Annotated in this window: 10 protein-coding genes; 5 read left to right on the top strand and 5 right to left on the bottom strand. The window is 68.7% G+C overall.

Annotated elements, in window-relative coordinates; all coding sequences use genetic code 11:
* Positions 1 to 431 precede the first annotated feature (431 nt).
* The gene (locus tag NX780_RS21205) at positions 432 to 677 is read right to left on the bottom strand and encodes a hypothetical protein (protein ID WP_258829870.1); all 246 of its coding nucleotides are present in this window, start codon (positions 675 to 677) and stop codon (positions 432 to 434) included.
* 149 nt (positions 678 to 826) lie between these two features.
* On the opposite strand from NX780_RS21205, the gene NX780_RS21200 reads away from it, so the two are divergent.
* A complete protein-coding gene (locus NX780_RS21200) occupies positions 827 to 2227 on the top strand; it encodes an aminotransferase-like domain-containing protein (protein ID WP_258829869.1) in 1401 nt (466 codons plus the stop codon).
* On the opposite strand, the gene NX780_RS21195 is transcribed toward NX780_RS21200, so the two are convergent.
* Genes NX780_RS21195 through NX780_RS21185 form a run of 3 tightly spaced genes read right to left on the bottom strand, consistent with a single transcriptional unit; the run spans position 2224 to position 8913 of the window.
* The gene (locus NX780_RS21195; RefSeq protein WP_258829868.1) at positions 2224 to 3147 is read right to left on the bottom strand and encodes a diguanylate cyclase; all 924 of its coding nucleotides are present in this window, start codon (positions 3145 to 3147) and stop codon (positions 2224 to 2226) included. The two genes, NX780_RS21200 and NX780_RS21195, sit on opposite strands and share 4 nt — an antisense overlap.
* Positions 3144 to 6686, bottom strand: a complete 3543-nt coding sequence (locus NX780_RS21190) for a hybrid sensor histidine kinase/response regulator (protein ID WP_258829867.1) — start codon at positions 6684 to 6686, stop codon at positions 3144 to 3146. The genes NX780_RS21195 and NX780_RS21190 overlap by 4 nt, the downstream gene beginning before the upstream one ends.
* Positions 6687 to 6729: 43 nt before the next feature.
* Positions 6730 to 8913, bottom strand: a complete 2184-nt coding sequence (locus tag NX780_RS21185; RefSeq protein ID WP_258829866.1) for a TonB-dependent receptor — start codon at positions 8911 to 8913, stop codon at positions 6730 to 6732.
* A gap of 413 nt (positions 8914 to 9326) precedes the next feature.
* Between NX780_RS21185 and NX780_RS21180 the strand changes: the two genes are divergently transcribed.
* Positions 9327 to 11129 carry a glycoside hydrolase family 43 protein gene (locus NX780_RS21180; RefSeq protein WP_258829865.1) on the top strand — a complete coding sequence of 601 codons (1803 nt, stop codon included), beginning with the start codon at positions 9327 to 9329 and terminating at the stop codon, positions 11127 to 11129.
* Here NX780_RS21180 and NX780_RS21175 read toward each other — a convergent pair.
* Positions 11046 to 12053: a DMT family transporter gene (locus tag NX780_RS21175; protein ID WP_258829864.1), complete on the bottom strand. Its 1008-nt coding sequence runs from the start codon at positions 12051 to 12053 to the stop codon at positions 11046 to 11048. The two genes, NX780_RS21180 and NX780_RS21175, sit on opposite strands and share 84 nt — an antisense overlap.
* Before the next feature lie 144 nt (positions 12054 to 12197).
* Here NX780_RS21175 and NX780_RS21170 point away from each other — a divergent pair, with 144 nt between their 5' ends.
* From NX780_RS21170 to NX780_RS21160, 3 genes are read left to right on the top strand one after another with little or no spacing between them, the layout of a single operon-like run.
* On the top strand, positions 12198 to 13493 hold the full coding sequence (locus tag NX780_RS21170) for an extracellular solute-binding protein (protein ID WP_258829863.1): 1296 nt from the start codon (positions 12198 to 12200) through the stop codon (positions 13491 to 13493).
* Between the two features lie 31 nt (positions 13494 to 13524).
* On the top strand, positions 13525 to 14385 hold the full coding sequence (locus NX780_RS21165; protein WP_258829862.1) for a carbohydrate ABC transporter permease: 861 nt from the start codon (positions 13525 to 13527) through the stop codon (positions 14383 to 14385).
* The gene (locus tag NX780_RS21160) at positions 14382 to 15215 is read left to right on the top strand and encodes a carbohydrate ABC transporter permease (protein ID WP_258829861.1); all 834 of its coding nucleotides are present in this window, start codon (positions 14382 to 14384) and stop codon (positions 15213 to 15215) included. The genes NX780_RS21165 and NX780_RS21160 overlap by 4 nt, the downstream gene beginning before the upstream one ends.
* The last annotated feature ends 4 nt before the right edge of the window (positions 15216 to 15219 follow it).

The raw sequence follows: 15219 nt of genomic DNA, 5'->3' as shown, positions 1-15219 counted from the left end.
CTGTAGAGACTGTGTCCGGATGTCAGACCTGACACCATGGTGTGCTGCGCCTGTGCCGTGCTGCCGGCTACCACGCGACGGCCTGCATCAAGCGCGGCTGCGAGGCCAGGCGCTTCAGCCTGGTCGGCCGCGGCTGGTCCCCTCATGGGAGCCGCAGGTCCAGACCGAGCTTCGTGGCGAAGACATAGGTGATGAAGCCCAGGCCCAGCAGCAACAGCACGTAACCTCGGTGTCAGGTCTGACATTCGGACACGAGCTCAGCCGTTATTGCGTACTCGCTGCTCTTCTACTGTAGAGACTGTGTCTGAATGTCAGACCTGACACCATGGTGTGCTGCGCCTGTGCCGTGCTGCCGGCTACCACGCGACGGCTTGCATCAAGCGCGGCTGCGAAGCTACGCGCTAAGGCCTGGTCTGCCGTGGCTAGTCCCCTCATGGGAGCCGCAGGTCCAGACCGAGCTTCGTGGCGAAGACATAGGTGATGAAGCCCAGGCCCAGCAGCAACAGCACGAAGCCGGCCGCCACCATGCCGCTCGCGCGCAGCACCGCGCGCTTCTCCTTCTTCCTGTCCTCGTTTTTCTCCCCCTGATCGTAATGCCACTTGATGGCGAAGAACATGCCGATGCCCAGGGCAACGATCTTGAACGTGAAGAAAACTATAGGGAACCAGTCCGTCATGTCGGGTATTTCCAGGCTATTACTGATCTTTTGTGAGGCACACCGCCTCAAAACGCGTCCTTGGCAGCTTGATGACGCCGTGCTTGTATGGTGTTGTTGTAGGTTCTGAGGCATTCTACTGAAAAGCAATTTCCATACATTGAGACAAAATGTCCCAGTTGAGAACCATACAAGATGAGGGCTTGCCAGTCTGGATGCCGCGCCTGGCCAGGCAGGGCGGGCCGCGTTTCCTGCAGATTGCGGATGCCTTGCAGGCGGCGGTGGCGGACGGGTCCCTGAAGCCGGGGGACCGTCTGCCGCCGCAGCGCCAGCTGGCGGCACGGCTGGACGTCGACCTGACGACGGTCACACGCGCCTACGACGAAGCCAGGCGCCGCCAGCTGCTGGAGGGCCGCGGCGCGCGCGGCACCTATGTCGCGGCGCCGAAGGTCGAACTGACCGCCACCCTCGACCTGAGCATGAATACCCCGCCACCGCCGGATGGCGTGGACTTCGAGGACATGCTGAAACAGGGCCTGTCCCAGGTCTTGATGAGGGCAGACAATGAATTGCTGATGACCTACCACCTGGGCGGAGGGAGCGACTCCGATCGCCAGGCTGGCGCCACGTGGCTCGAACCGATGTTCGGACAGCTGGATCCGGCGCAAGTGGTGGTCTGTCCCGGCGCGCAGGCGGCGATCGCCGCGCTGATCCTTGCGCTGACGGAGCCAGGCGATGTGATCCTGGCCGAACCGACGACGTATCCCGGCCTGCGCGCCGCGGCGACCCAGCTCGGCCGGCGCATCGTAGCGGTGGAGGCGGACAGGCACGGGATGCTGCCTGCGATGCTCGAGGAAGCGTGCCGCCAGCACAAGCCGAGGCTGGTCTACCTCAACCCGACATTGCAGAACCCGACCGCCATCACCATGCCGGAACGCCGGCGCAGGGAGCTCGCCGGCATCGCGAAGCGCTGCGATGTACGCATCGTCGAGGACGATCCCTACTGGCTGCTGGCCGACGCCCCGCCACCGCCCATCGCCACGTTTGCCCCGGAACAGGTGGTCTACATCTCGACCCTGTCGAAATGCCTGACGCCCGGCCTGCGGGTCGCCTTCGTGCTCCTGCGCGACCCGCGGGAACGCGAACGTTTCCTGGTCGCGCTCAGGTCGTTTGCGCTGATGGCCGCTCCCTTGAGCGCCGCACTGGCCACCCAGTGGATACTCGACGGTTCGGCGGAAGGCTTGCTGGCTGGCGTACGCAAGGAGGCGCGCCTGCGCCACCGGATGGCGCGGGATATCCTGGCGGGGCGCTACAGCGGCCTTGGGGACGGCCTGCACGTCTGGCTCGAATTGCCGGCGTACTGGAGCTCCGCGCAGCTTGCACGCGCGGCCGACAGCGAGGGCATCGCGGTCACGCCGGCGGAGGCCTTCGCAAGCGGCGGCGAGTCCGTGAACGCGGTCCGGATCTCCCTGGGCAGCATCAAGGACCGCGCACGCTTGCGGGCCGGCCTCCAGCGGCTGTCTCATCTGCTTGCGCGCCGGCCCGAGTCGTTCAGCGCCGCTGTCGTTTAAGGCTGCCCGGCCGGGATCCGCCAGACAATGCGATTTCGACCTGCCCGCTTGGCGCGATACAGCTGGGTGTCCGCCGCCTCGAACAGTTCGGCCGACTGCTCCCGTGCCCAGGGCGCCAGGGTAGCGCCGCCGACGCTCACCGTCAGCACCGGCGCGACGCTTGACGTCTCGTGCGGGATGGCCAGCCGCGCCAGCTCCTCGCGGATGCCGTCGAGCACCAGCTTCGCTTCGTGCGCATCGGTCTCCGGCATCAGGAGCGCCAGCTCTTCGCCACCGTAGCGGGCCGCCAGGTCGCTCGGCCTGCGCATGCCGCTTGCGGCCAGCCGCGCCACCGCGCGCAGGGCCCGGTCGCCGGCCGGGTGGCCGTAGCGGTCGTTGTACTGCTTGAATGCGTCGACGTCGAGCAGGGCCAGCGACAAGGGCCGGCCATTGCGCCGGGCGCGTTGCCATTCGAGTTCGTAGACCTCGTCGAAGCGGCGCCGGTTGGCCAGCTCGGTCAGGCCGTCGACGTTGGCGAGCCGTTCCAGCATCCTGCGCTGACGCACCACCTGCAGGTGCAGGGCCACGCGCGCCATCACCACGGTCTGGTTGAAGGGCTTGACGATGTAGTCGGCCGCGCCCATCTTGAGGCCGGCCGCTTCGTCCTCGGGCCGGTCCAGGCCCGAGATGAAGATCACCGCGATGTGGGCGAGCTGCGGGTCGGCCCGCAGGCGCCGCAGCACCTCGTAGCCGTCCATGTCCGGCATCATCACGTCGAGCAGGATCAGGTCGGGCTGGTGGCGGGCGGCCCGTTCCAGCGCCTGCGCGCCGTTCTTCGCCAGCAGGACGGTGTACTCGGGCTTGAGGAGTTCGCCCAGCACCTCGCGGTTGACGGCGTCGTCGTCGGCGATCAGGACCTTCTGTGCTTCCGCGGGCTTCATGCGCCAGCCTCCTGGCCGAGCGCCAGGCGTTCGCGCAGGGCCGCCAGCGGCGCGAGCGCCGCGCCGTACTCGATCTCGCCCACCGCACGCCGGACGGCAGACAGGGGCTCGGCGCAGGACGGGGGAGGCGTGCCGCCATGGGCGCCGGCGGCGAGAAGGCTTTCCAGCTGGGCCAGGGCATCCTCGGCGCGCGCATCGTCGCTGCGCAGGAAATGATCCAGGCGCGCGATCACCGCCGCCACCGCGGCCGGATCGGCCTGTCCGGGAAGGACGCTCGATGCCAGGCGCCCCAGGCCGGCGAGCACGGAATCGAGGGCCGCGGCCACCGCCGCGACGTCCACCCCGACCCGTTCCAGCCGGCCTTCGCGCAAGCCGTGTTCGAGGCGCGCGGCGGCGCCGGCCAGCTCGAACGCCCCCACATAGGCTGCGCTGGTCTTGAGGTTGTGCGCCAGGGTCTGCAGGCGGACCTGGTCCCCGGCGCCCAAGGCCTCGCGCAGCTGCCGCGGAGCCGGCGCGTACTCGCGCACGAAGCTGCCGGCGCGCTTCTGCAGGCGATGGCGCTGGCCGTCGACGTTCTCGAGGGCCGCATGCCAGTCGATGCCGGGCACCGCCGGCAGCGGTATCTGGGCGGCGGCATCGTCGCCACGTGCGCATTGCGGCGCGGCGGCCTGCGTGATGGCGCCGGGTGGAAGCGGACGGCCTGCCAGGCGCGCCGGGTCGATCCACTTGAGCAGGGTGCAGAACAGGAGATCGGGGTCGATCGGCTTGGTCACGTGGTCGTTCATGCCCGCCTGGCGACTCAGGGCCCGGTCGCTGGGCAGCGCATGCGCCGTCATGGCGACGACCGGCAGGGTGCGCAGGCGCGGGTCGTTGCGGAGTTCGCGGGTGGCGGACAAGCCGTCCATCTCCGGCATCTGGATGTCCATCAGCACCAGGTCATAGTCGCCCGCCGATGCCATGCGCACCGCCTCGACGCCATTGAACGCGACGTCGACCTGCATGCGGGCGGCCGCCATGAAGTCCACCGCGACCTCGCGGTTGTTGGCATTGTCCTCGACCAGCAGGATGCGGGCGCCGTCCAGGCGCGGCAGCTCGTCGATCGCGACCGGATAGGGCTCCGGCGACTTGCCGCCCGCGGCCTGTGGATGCAGGGCCTGCAGCAGGCTGTGGTGGAGCAGGGCCGGGCCGACCGGCTTGTGGAGAAAGGCGTCGACCGGCAGGTCTCCACGCTCCTCCATCACCGCATCGCGGCTGCAGGCGGAGATCATCAGGATGACGGGCAGAGCGGCCGGGCCGCCGGCTCCTGGCGCCCGGGCGCGTTGGCGCATGCGGCGGATGGTCCCGACCCCGTCCAGGCCCGGCATCAGGTAGTCCATCAGGACCAGCTGGTAGGGTTCCCCATTCTCCTCGGCGCGGGCCAGCAGGTCCAGGCACTCCTCGCCCGAGGCCGCGGTGTCGGCGCGCAGGCCGAGGGCGCCGAGCATCTCGGCCAGGGCGAGGCGCGCGCTGGCGCTGTCGTCGACGACCAGGACGCGCATGGCTTCCAGCCGGGCCTTGCGCAGCGCGCCGCCGCCCGGGATGCCGGCTTCGCCGCCCGCCACGCCGAGCGCCACCGTGAAGCTGAAGCGGCTGCCCACGCCCGGCGTGCTCGTCACCGCGATCTCGCCGCCCATCAGCTCGACCAGCTGGCGCGAGATCGACAGGCCCAGGCCCGTGCCGCCGTACTTGCGGGTGGTCGAGCTGTCGGCCTGGGTGAAGGACTGGAACAGGCGCCTGACCTGTTCCTGGCTCATGCCGATGCCGGTGTCGCTGACGGAAAACGCCAGCAGCACGCGGTCCTGGACCGTCTTGCGCACCTCGACCGCCACGACGATCTCGCCGTCTTCGGTGAACTTGACGGCGTTGCCGGTCAGGTTGATCAGGACCTGGCCCAGGCGCAGCGGGTCGCCCACCAGGCCTTGCGGCACGCCGGGGCCGACCCGGAACACCAGCTCGATGCCCTTGGCCGCGCTCTTCACGTCGAGCAGGCTCGATAGCTGGCCGAGCAGCTCGTCGAGCTGGAAGGGCACCGATTCGAGCGCCAGCTTGCCCGCTTCGATGCGGGAGAAATCCAGGATGTCGTTGATGATGCCCATCAGGTGCTCGCTTGCGCCCAGGATCTTGCCGAGGTAGTTGCGCTGGGCCGGCGATGGTTCGCGCGTCAATGCCAGGCGGCTCATGCCGATGATGGCGTTCATCGGGGTGCGGATCTCGTGGCTCATATTGGCCAGGAATTCCGACTTCATGCGGGTGCTGGCCTCGGCCTGCAGCATGGCGGTCTGCATGGCCTTGGTGCGCAGGCCGAGGATGCGCATGAAGACCAGCATGTCGAAGGTGCTGCCGAAGACCAGGGCATGCATGGTCCAGAAGTTCGCCGGCAGCTTGCCGTTGATGAGCTGGGCCGTCACCAGCGCGCAGGCGAAGGCCACCGCCCAGCCGAGCAGGAAGTAGGTTCCGACCACGTCGCCGGAGCGGGCCCGGCGCAAGGCGCCGGGCAGGCCGAGCAGCATCGGCAGGATGCCCAGGGTGCCGACGATCAGCACCAGCTTCTGGTGGCCGATCACTCCTGTGGCGAAGCCCAGCGCCGTCAGCAGGCACAGCGCCGCGAGGGTCTTCATCATGATGCTGAAGATGCGGTCCCGGCCGGGGCGGGCCAGCGACTGCTCCACGAACAGGTAGGCGCCGCAGGAGGCGATGATCGAGGCGAGGCCGGCGCCGTGCTCGAGCAGCCAGGCATGACCGGGCCACAGGTACTGGCCGGCGGTGCCGAACCAGGCCGCCGAGTAGACCGTCACGCCCGCCGCCAGCAGCGCATACTTGCCGAACAGCGGCTCGCGCAGGCTGAGCCACTGGCCGATCGCGTACAGGAAGAGGGTGATGCGCAGGCCCAGCAGGAGGCCCTGGATGATCTGTTCCTCCAGGGCGACCGGAAGCACGGCGCGCGGCTGCATGAAGCTGATCGGCAGGATCTTGGGGCCCACCGAGCGCACCCGCAGCAGCACTGTGTAAGCCTGTCCCGGCGCGAATCGCAGCACGGTGCCCGGTACCCGGCTGCGCAGGTTCTCGCCGCTCGGCTGCTGCATGCGGCCCAGGCTGGCGACGTGGCGCAGTCCCGCACCCGAGTCCAGGTGGACGTCGACCTCGTCGAGCAGGGCGAAGTCGATCTGCATCACCCAGCCACCGGACGCGTCGGGCGCGACCTCGACCGGGATGCGCACCCAGGTGGTGCCCGGCTGCATGCCCAGGGTCGCATACGCGGTGCGCGGGCGCTCGAACCCCCCGGCGCGCGCGGCGACGGCCGCCGCGTCGAGACGGTTGTCCGGGTCGCGCAGGATGGTCACGGCCGGCCAGGCATCGACCACCGGGACCGACCGGCTCAGCTGCAGCGGCCCCACCTGCGCAAAGGCGAAGGACGGCAGCACGATGGCGAGCAGCGCCACGATGCAGAACTGCATGGCGAACGAGGCGCCGCGGCGGAAGGGGAGCGGGATGAACATCATGGTGTCGATCATATGAGGGGCGAGCGGCGCTGCGTGCGGACCTTCAGAAACGGACATCCAGGCGCAGGTCGGCCGTGCGCGGCGCGGTCGGCGTGGTCATGCCGAAGCTGTCGACGATAGCCGGCCGCACCTTGTCTTCGAGATTGCGCACGCGCGCCAGCACGCTCCAGCGCGCCCCATCCGCTTGCCAGGACAGGGTCGCGTCGGTACTCGTGTACGAGGGCACGCGGTAGACCAGCAGCTGGCTCGGCACCGAGATCGTGTACCCGCCGCTGGCACGCGCGAACACGCCGCCCGCGAGCTGGCCGCCGGCGAGCGGCAGGCGGTGCTGGTAGCCGAGGGTGTAGACGTGGCTGGGCGCCCGGTCGAGCTTGTGGCCGGCCCAGGAAGCGCTCGCGCTCGCCATGTAGCTGACGTAGCGCGCATCCAGCAGGGTCAGGCCGTAGCTCAGGCGTCCGCCCTTGCCCATGCGCAGCTCGCCGTCGACTTCCACGCCGCGCGTGCGCGCCTGGCCGGCATTGGTGGTGAGCAGGCGCGGCGCGCCGGCGACGATGGCATTGCCGGTCAGCTGGAGGTTGGTGTAGTCGTAGTGGAAGACGGCGGCATTGACCGTCAGGCGCCCGTCGAGCAGGCGCGACTTCAGCCCGCCTTCCCAGGCGCGCAGTTGTTCCGGCTGGTAGTAGAGGAAGTCGGGCGAGACGGCGACCGCGGCCGGGCAGGGGATGCCGAGCGCGCTGCTGCCGGCGATGCAGCCGTCGTTGAAGGCGCCGGCCTTGTAGCCGGTGGCCAGGCTCAGGTAGGCCAGGGTGTGCGGGGCCACGTCGCCTTCCAGCCCGAGGCGCCAGGTGGTGCGCGCGGTGGACATGTCGGCCGCGTTCGGCAGGCGGCGGTCGGTGGCGGTATTGAACACGGGGCCCTGCTGGAAATCGGTCGTGCCGACGCGCCATTTGTGGTCGAGGGTGCGGCGCGCGCCCGCGGTCAGGCGCACGTCGTCGCGCATGCGCCAGGTCAGCTGGCCGAAGGCGGCACGGCTGCGCGCATTGGTCACCAGCGGGAAGGAATAATAGGGCGGCAGGCCGACCGGGCGCAGGCCCTGGAAGGCATAGCTGGTGTCCGATTCTTCTTCGAAGTGGTAGAGGCCCGCCTGGGCGCTGACCGGGCCATTGCCGTTGGTGGCGATGCGCAGCTCGTGCGAATCCTGGGTGTTGGCGCCGTCGTAGGTGTTGATCACGCCGAGCGCGATCGGAGGCGCGAGCGAGATCCGGTAGTAGTAGTTGTTCACCATCTGCTGGTCGAGTTCGCGGCGCGAACCGAGGTAGTAGACGGTGGCGGGGCCCAGGTTCCAGCCCAGGTCGGCGGTGAGCCCGCGCGTGCGGCGCTCCTGCGCACCCTGCACTGGGGCGATGTTCACCGGCCGGAAGCCCATGGTCAGGCGCTCGCCGGTCGAGCCCGGGCGCCACTGCGGCTTGCCGCTGGAGACGCCGGTATAGAAGTTGGTGTCGGGGACGATGCGGTCGTTGTTGTCGCTGACTTCGCTGTGGTCGTAGCGCAGCAGCAGGGACGCGTCGCGGCCGATCGCCAGTTTCGCCGAGAGGCGCGCATCGCGGTCGTCGCGGTCCATGCCGGGACGCAGGCCCGTGCCCTGGCCGTTGTTCAGGAAGGGATCCTGGCGGCGCGTGCCGACGGCGGCGCGCAGGGCCAGCGCATCGTTCACGGGGACGTTGACCACACCCTCGGCCTTGCGGTTGCCGTGTGTGCCGGCCTCCACGGCGACGCGGCCCTCGAACTGCCCCGTCGGCGCGTTCGAGATCACATTGACCAGGCCGGCCGTGGTGTTGCGGCCGTACAGGGTGCCTTGCGGCCCGCGCAGCACTTCGATGCGGTCGACGTCGAGGAAGTTGGCGGTCTGGCCGGCCGGGCGCGCGATGTAGACGCCGTCCAGCATGAAGGCGGCCGAGGGATCGCCCTTGTCGGTGGTGTCGTTGTTGCTGATGCCCCGGATGGTCACGCGCAGGCCCGAGAAGGCCTGGTCGATGTGCACGTTCGGCAGGCGTGCGCCGAGCGCGGCGGGATTGTCGAGGCCGAGCTCGCGCAACTGCTCGCCGCTCACGACGCTCATGGCGACCGGGGTGCGCGAAGCCAGGGAGGTGGTGCGCTGGGCGGTGACGACGACTTCGGGGACGGCGTTGTCCTGCGTGTTTTCTTCCTGCGCGTGCACGATATTCATGCACAGACCCGATACTGTGACGGCCAGCAGCGTTTGCGCTGGACGGACCTGCTTTGCTTTCATGTAAAACAACTCCCTTGTTTTATTTTTGTTGCATGCCCCGCAAGGGGCGGCATCCCTTCTATTTTTTATATGGCAATGTTGATTGCGGCGGTGGATGCGCGAGCGGGCAGTCTAGCAGGTGGTGATCAAAGGAAATAGTATTGTGAAATAAATGAACGCAAATACGACTTTGCTACAACGACTTCCTTGACAATCTGGTCGATCCGTCAACACGAGGGTAGCCGTCCGCCTGGCAAGGGTGCCAGCATCAGATGACGGGGGCATGAACGCTCACGTGCGCCGCGACGGCCGGGTTTGACATATTTTTCGGACAACAAGATGCGCCGCGACGGCGCCGACAAGGAGACCGCATGTCCCGTCCTTCACGATCCTGCCTGGCCGCGGCGCTGCTGGCCGCGGCGGCCGCAAGCGCTTCCGCCAGGGAGCCGGGCTACACCAATCCGCTGCCGCTGCGCCTGGCCGACGGCAGCCTGGCCGAGAGTTGCGCCGATCCCTCGCTGCTGCGCGACCGCACCACGTCGCCGACCGTCTGGTACATGTACTGCACCATGGACCCGGTGAGCTACAAGGAGCGCGAGGGCAAGGGCTGGAAGTTCCGCATGATGCCGGTCTACCGCTCCGTGGACCTGGTCAACTGGTACTTCGTGCGCGACGCCTTCGACAAGCGCCCCACCGGGCTGGCCGGCTCCAAGGCCGGCCTGTGGGCGCCGGAGCCGGTCTACCAGAACGGCAGCTACTATCTCTACTTCACCGTCACCGACGTGGCCGACGCCCACAGTCCCGAGAAGGGTTGCGAGGCCGACAGCGGGATCGCGGTGGCCACCAGCGCCTCGCCCTCCGGCCCCTGGACCCCGGCCCGCGACCTGGTGGTGGCGCCGCGCCGCGCGGGGGCGGGCTGCAACTTCCAGTGGACCTTCGACCCGGACGTCATCGAAGACGGCCAGGGCGACCGCTTCCTCTACTACGGCAGCTATGGCGGCGGCATCTACGTGCAGCGCCTGTCGCGCGACGGCCTGAAGGTCGAGGGCGACGCCGTGCGCATCGCGGCCGCCAACCGCTACGAAGGCGCGGAAGTGGTGCGCCACGGCGACTACTGGTACCTGTTCGCCTCCAGCACCGACTGCTGCCGCGGGCCGCTGACCGGCTACGCCCTCTACGTTGGCCGGGCGCGCAGCCCGGAAGGGCCTTTCCTCGACCGCCAGGGCAACGACATGGCGGCCAGCCGGGTCGGCGGGACGCCGGTGCTGCAGCAGAACGGCAACCGCTGGATCGGGGCCGGCCACAACACCGTGTTCCAGGACCCGGCCGGCCAGTGGTGGACTTTCTACCACGCGGTGGACCGTAACAAGGGCTACTTCAGCGTCGAGGACAAGCTGACCCGCCGCCCGCTGCTGCTGGACCGCATCGACTGGGTCGAGGGCTGGCCCGTCGTCAACCGCGACCAGGGGCCGTCCGACACGCCGCAGCCGCGGCCGGCCACCAGGCCGGGCCCGCTGCCGGCGGCGCCGGCGATCGCGAAGAAGGCCCCCGCCACGACGCCCATCTGGACCGATCGCTTCGACGGCGACAAGCTGGACCCGCGCTGGACCTGGGTGCGGCCACAGGCCGCGGGCAGCTGGGCCGCCGGCCAGCCGGGCCTGCGCATGGCGACGCAAGGAACCGACCTGCATGAGGACACCGACAGCGCCGCGGTGCTGGCGACTCCGCTGCCGCCCGGCGACCTGCGCATCGAGGCGCGCCTGCGCCTGGACGCGCCGCTCGACTGCTGCGCGAGCCCGGTGCAGGCCGGTCTCGTCATCATGCGCGACGACGACAACTACCTGAAGCTGGTGGAGCTGGCCCACAATGGCCTGCGCCAGGTGGAATTCGGCAAGGAACTGGCCCCGGTCGGCAAGGGCTATCCGCGCTACGGCAACACGGTGGTGGGCACGCCGGGCGAATGGACCTGGCTCAGGATCGACATCCGCCGCGACGGGAAGGAAGAGCGCTACACCGCCTGGTCGAGCCAGGACGGCAAGGACTGGGTGCGCGGCGGCACCTGGACCCACAGCCTCGGCGGCGCGGCGAAACTAGGCCTGGTGGCGATGGGCGGCGCCGGGCATGCCGTCACCTTCAGCCAGCTCGGCCTCATGCGCCTCGGGCGACAGGATTGACGCGGGCGGGTCGTCCGCGTGGGCGCGCACCGACCAGGTGACCCCTGCGACGAGGAGGGCGATCGCCGCCAGTTCGAGGGGACGCGGGCCCATGCCGCGGTAGACGAAGCCGTAGAGCAGCGCGAACAGGGTCTCGAACAGGATCAGCTGGCCGGACAGCGTCACCGGCACGCGCCGGCTGGCCACGTTCCACAGCTGGTTGCCGATCATCGAGGCGCCCAGTGCGACCACGATGTTGCAGCCCCAGAAGAGCAGCCAGTCACGCGAAGGCGCAGGCCGCCAGGCGGCGCCGGCGCCCCAGGCGAGCAGGCCGATGAGCAGCGCGATGACGCCGGTGGCGAGTCCATACAGGGCCGACCACTGGGCGCTGGAAAACTGCGGATTGCGCTTCAGGTAGCGCGCATTGTCCAGGGCATACCAGCCCCAGCACAGCAGCGCACCCGTCGCGGCCAGCACGCCCAGTCCGATGGCGGCGAGGGACGCACCTGGCCCGGCATGGGCGAAGGTGTCGATATTGATGCAGGCGATGCCGGCCGCCACCAGCAGCAGGGGCAGGGCGAGGCGGCGCAGCGGCGCCGCGCCGTGGTCGTTGCGGCCCAGCAGGGTGACGAGCACCGGCAGCATGCCGATGATGAGCGAGGTCGGCGCCACGCCCGCATACTTCACGCCGACCGCCAGCAGCATGTAGTAGACGATGTTCCCGGCCAGGGCGTGGCGCAGCAGGGCGGCGTAATCGCCCGGGGCCAGGGTGGAGAGAAGCAGCTTCAGGCGCGGCAGCAGCAGGCCGAAGGCGAAGGCGCCGTAGGCCACATAGCGTCCCACGGCCATTTCCAGCGGCGAAAAGGCGCCCAGCAGCTCGGGTACCACGAACACCATGCCCCACAGGGCCCCGGCCAGCAGGCCGCACAGCACACCGATCCACATATCCCGCACCACAGGCAAAACGACGATTCTACCGCGTTGCAACATTTCCGGCCCATGCCGAGACCAGTTCAGCAGGACGGCCCCGGATAATAATTATTTGCTAGTATTAATTCATAAGATTCCAACACAGGCCAGGAGACAGGATTGACCCCATTGGCGTGGCGCCTCGCCGGCGCGGTGCTCGCGTTGCTCTTATCGGCGCCGACGGCCGCGCGCGCGCAGGTCGAGGTCCGCATGTGGACGCTGCTCAGCGGCGGTGACGGCGCGCGCATGTCCGATCTGGTGCGGCGCTTCAACGCCAGCCAGCGCGAGGTGCGGGTCGTCAGCACCACGCTGAAGTGGGGCGAACCCTTTTACACCAAGCTGATCACTTCGTCGGTCGTGGGCGCCGGCCCGGACATCGCCACCGTGCACCTGTCGCGCATGACCAACCTGGCCGGCGGCGGCGTGCTGCGTCCGATCGCGCCGCACGAACTGCAGGATGCGGGCCTGGCGCCGGGCGATTTCTATCCGCGCCAATGGCAGAAGTCCCAGCACGCCGGCAAGACCTACGCGATTCCCCTCGACCTGCACCCGCTGGTCCTGTACTACAACAAGACCCTGGTGGGCAGGGCCGGCCTGCTGGACGCCGCCGGGGTGCTCAAGCCCATCGAGGGCTTCGATGCGCTCACCCATGCCTTCCGCGCAGTGCGGCAGGCCACCGGCCGACCGGGCATGACGATGGAGAGCAGCCAGAGCTCCTATGCCATCTGGCGCCTGTGGATCACGATGCTGGCCCAGCGCAACGCGCCACTGATCGAGAACGGGCGCTTTGCCTATGGTCCGGCCGGCGTCGATTCGCTGGCGCGCATCAGCAACTGGTTCAAGGCCGGCTATGCCCAGCCGGGCCTGGATTACGCGGCGTCGACCAGCCAGTTCATGGGCGGGAATGCCGGCTTCATGATCAACGGTGTGTGGGAAGTTCCCGAAATGGTGCGCGCCACCAGGCAGGGCACGCTCGGCTTCGAGTATGGCATCGTGCCGCTGCCGCGCATGTTCGGCAACGACAGCGTCTGGGCCGATTCCCACGCCTTCGCGATTCCCGCCAACGAGGGCCGTCCGATGTCGCAGCAAAAGGCGCGCGCCGTGATGCGCTTCATTGCGTTTGTGAGCAAGAATTCGCTCGGCTGGGCCGAGGGCGGCCACGTGCTGGCCTACCGGCCGGTGGCCGAGTCCCCGGCGGCGCGCGCGCTGCAGCCGAACGCCGCCTATGCCGAGGTGCCGCGCCACGTCATCTACGACCCGGACGCCTGGTATATGGGCGCGGCGGGGCCCCTGGAAGCCATGGCCTCGAAATACCTGCCGGCGGCGCTGTCCTCGCAGCTGTCGCCTGGCCAGGCCCTGCGCATGTTCGAGACCGAGGCCGCGCGCCTGATCCGCAAGCGCCCGCCGCGCTACTGAGGCCGAGCCCATGCCTGCCAACCGACCAACCGTGAAACGAGGCGACACGCTGCCGGCAGCCCTGCTGCTGGCGCCCTTTGCCGTCACCTTCGTCCTGTTCTTCTTCCTGCCGGCGCTCGACACCTTCTACATGAGCCTGACGGAGAGCAGCCTGACCCGCACCAATGCCTTCGTCGGCCTGGACAACTATGTCACCCTGGTGCAGGACCCGTCCTTCTGGGCCGCGGTCGGCAACACCTTCTATTTCGCCCTGCTCACCGTGGTGCCGCTGACGGTGCTGGGGCTGGTGATGGCCCTGCTGGTGAACCACTTCACCCGCGCGAGCAGCTGGCTGCAGGGCGCTTTTTTCCTGCCCTACGTGCTGCCGATCTCGGTGATGACCCTGATCGCCGACTGGATGCTGCAGCCGTCCTCCGGCGTGGTGAACCACGTGCTCGGCATGCAGCGCGCCTGGTTCGCCGACCTGACCTGGGCCATGCCGATGGTGGCGATCGGCACCATCTGGTGGACGGTCGGCTTCAACATGCTGATGTTCCTGGCCGGCCTGCGCAACATCCCGGCCGAGCTCTACGAAGCGGCGGCGCTCGATGGGGCGCGTGGCTTCACCCTGTTCCGCACGATTACCTGGCCCGCGCTGCGCCCGGTGGCGGGCATGGCCCTGGTGCTGCAGCTGATCGCCTCGATGAAGATCTTCGGCCAGACCTACATCATGACCACGGGCGGCCCCTTCAATACCACCCGCGTGACCCTGCACTATATGTACGAAACCGCCTTTACCCAGAGCGACGCCGGCTATGCGGCGGCGATCGCCATGGCTTTTGTGGCCATCGTGATCGCGCTCTCGCTGGCCCAGGCGGCTTTTGTCGGCTGGCTGTCGCGGAGGGATGCATGAACAGGCGGGCAGGGCTCGGCTGGACCATCGTTGGCGCACTCGCCGCGCTGCTGCTCGCCGCCATGTGGGTCGCGCCCCTGCTGTGGGCGATGAGCACGGCCCTGCGTCCCGAGCACGAAACCGTGTCCGCCGTCTTCCACTGGCTGCCCCAGGACTGGACCCTGGCGGCCTTCACCAAGGTGCTGGCCGCCGGCAATGTGGGACGCTGGCTGTTCAACAGCGCCCTGGTCGCCTTCCTCGTCACCGTCGTGACCATGGCCCTGAGTCTGATGGCGGCCTACGCCTTTTCCCAGCTGCGCTTCCGCGGCCGCACCCTGGTGTTCGCCATCACCATGCTGGCCTTCCTCGTGCCCTTCGAGGCCCTGCTGGTGCCGCTGTTTCGCATGATGAACCAGCTCGGCCTGATCAACAGCTATGCCGGCATCGTCCTGCCCCAGGTGGTGGCGCCCGTGGTCATCTACGTGTTCAAGCAGTTCTTCGACGCGATCCCCGCGGACTTCCGCGAGGCCGCCGTCATGGATGGCGCCGGACCCTTGCGCATCCTGTGGAGCGTCTACCTGCCGGTGTCCGGCAACATCGTCTGGGCGATGGCCATCGTCACCTTCATCGGCGCATGGAACAACTTCCTGTGGCCCTTCATCATCGTGACGTCCAACGACATGATGACCATCCCCATCGGCCTGACCCAGACCTACGACGCCTTCGGCGTGCGCTATGCCCAGCTGATGGCGGCGGCCCTGATCGGCGCGCTGCCGGTGGCGCTGGCCTATGTCGTGTTCCAGCGCCGCGTGACCCACGGCTTCCTGGCCGCGACCGGACTGAAAGGATGAATCG

The organism is Massilia agri (genome assembly GCF_024753255.1).
In the GTDB taxonomy this organism is placed as follows: domain Bacteria; phylum Pseudomonadota; class Gammaproteobacteria; order Burkholderiales; family Burkholderiaceae_D; genus Telluria; species Telluria agri.
Note: the sequence above shows the minus strand (reverse complement) of the source record. Positions and strands in the feature narration are given on the sequence as shown.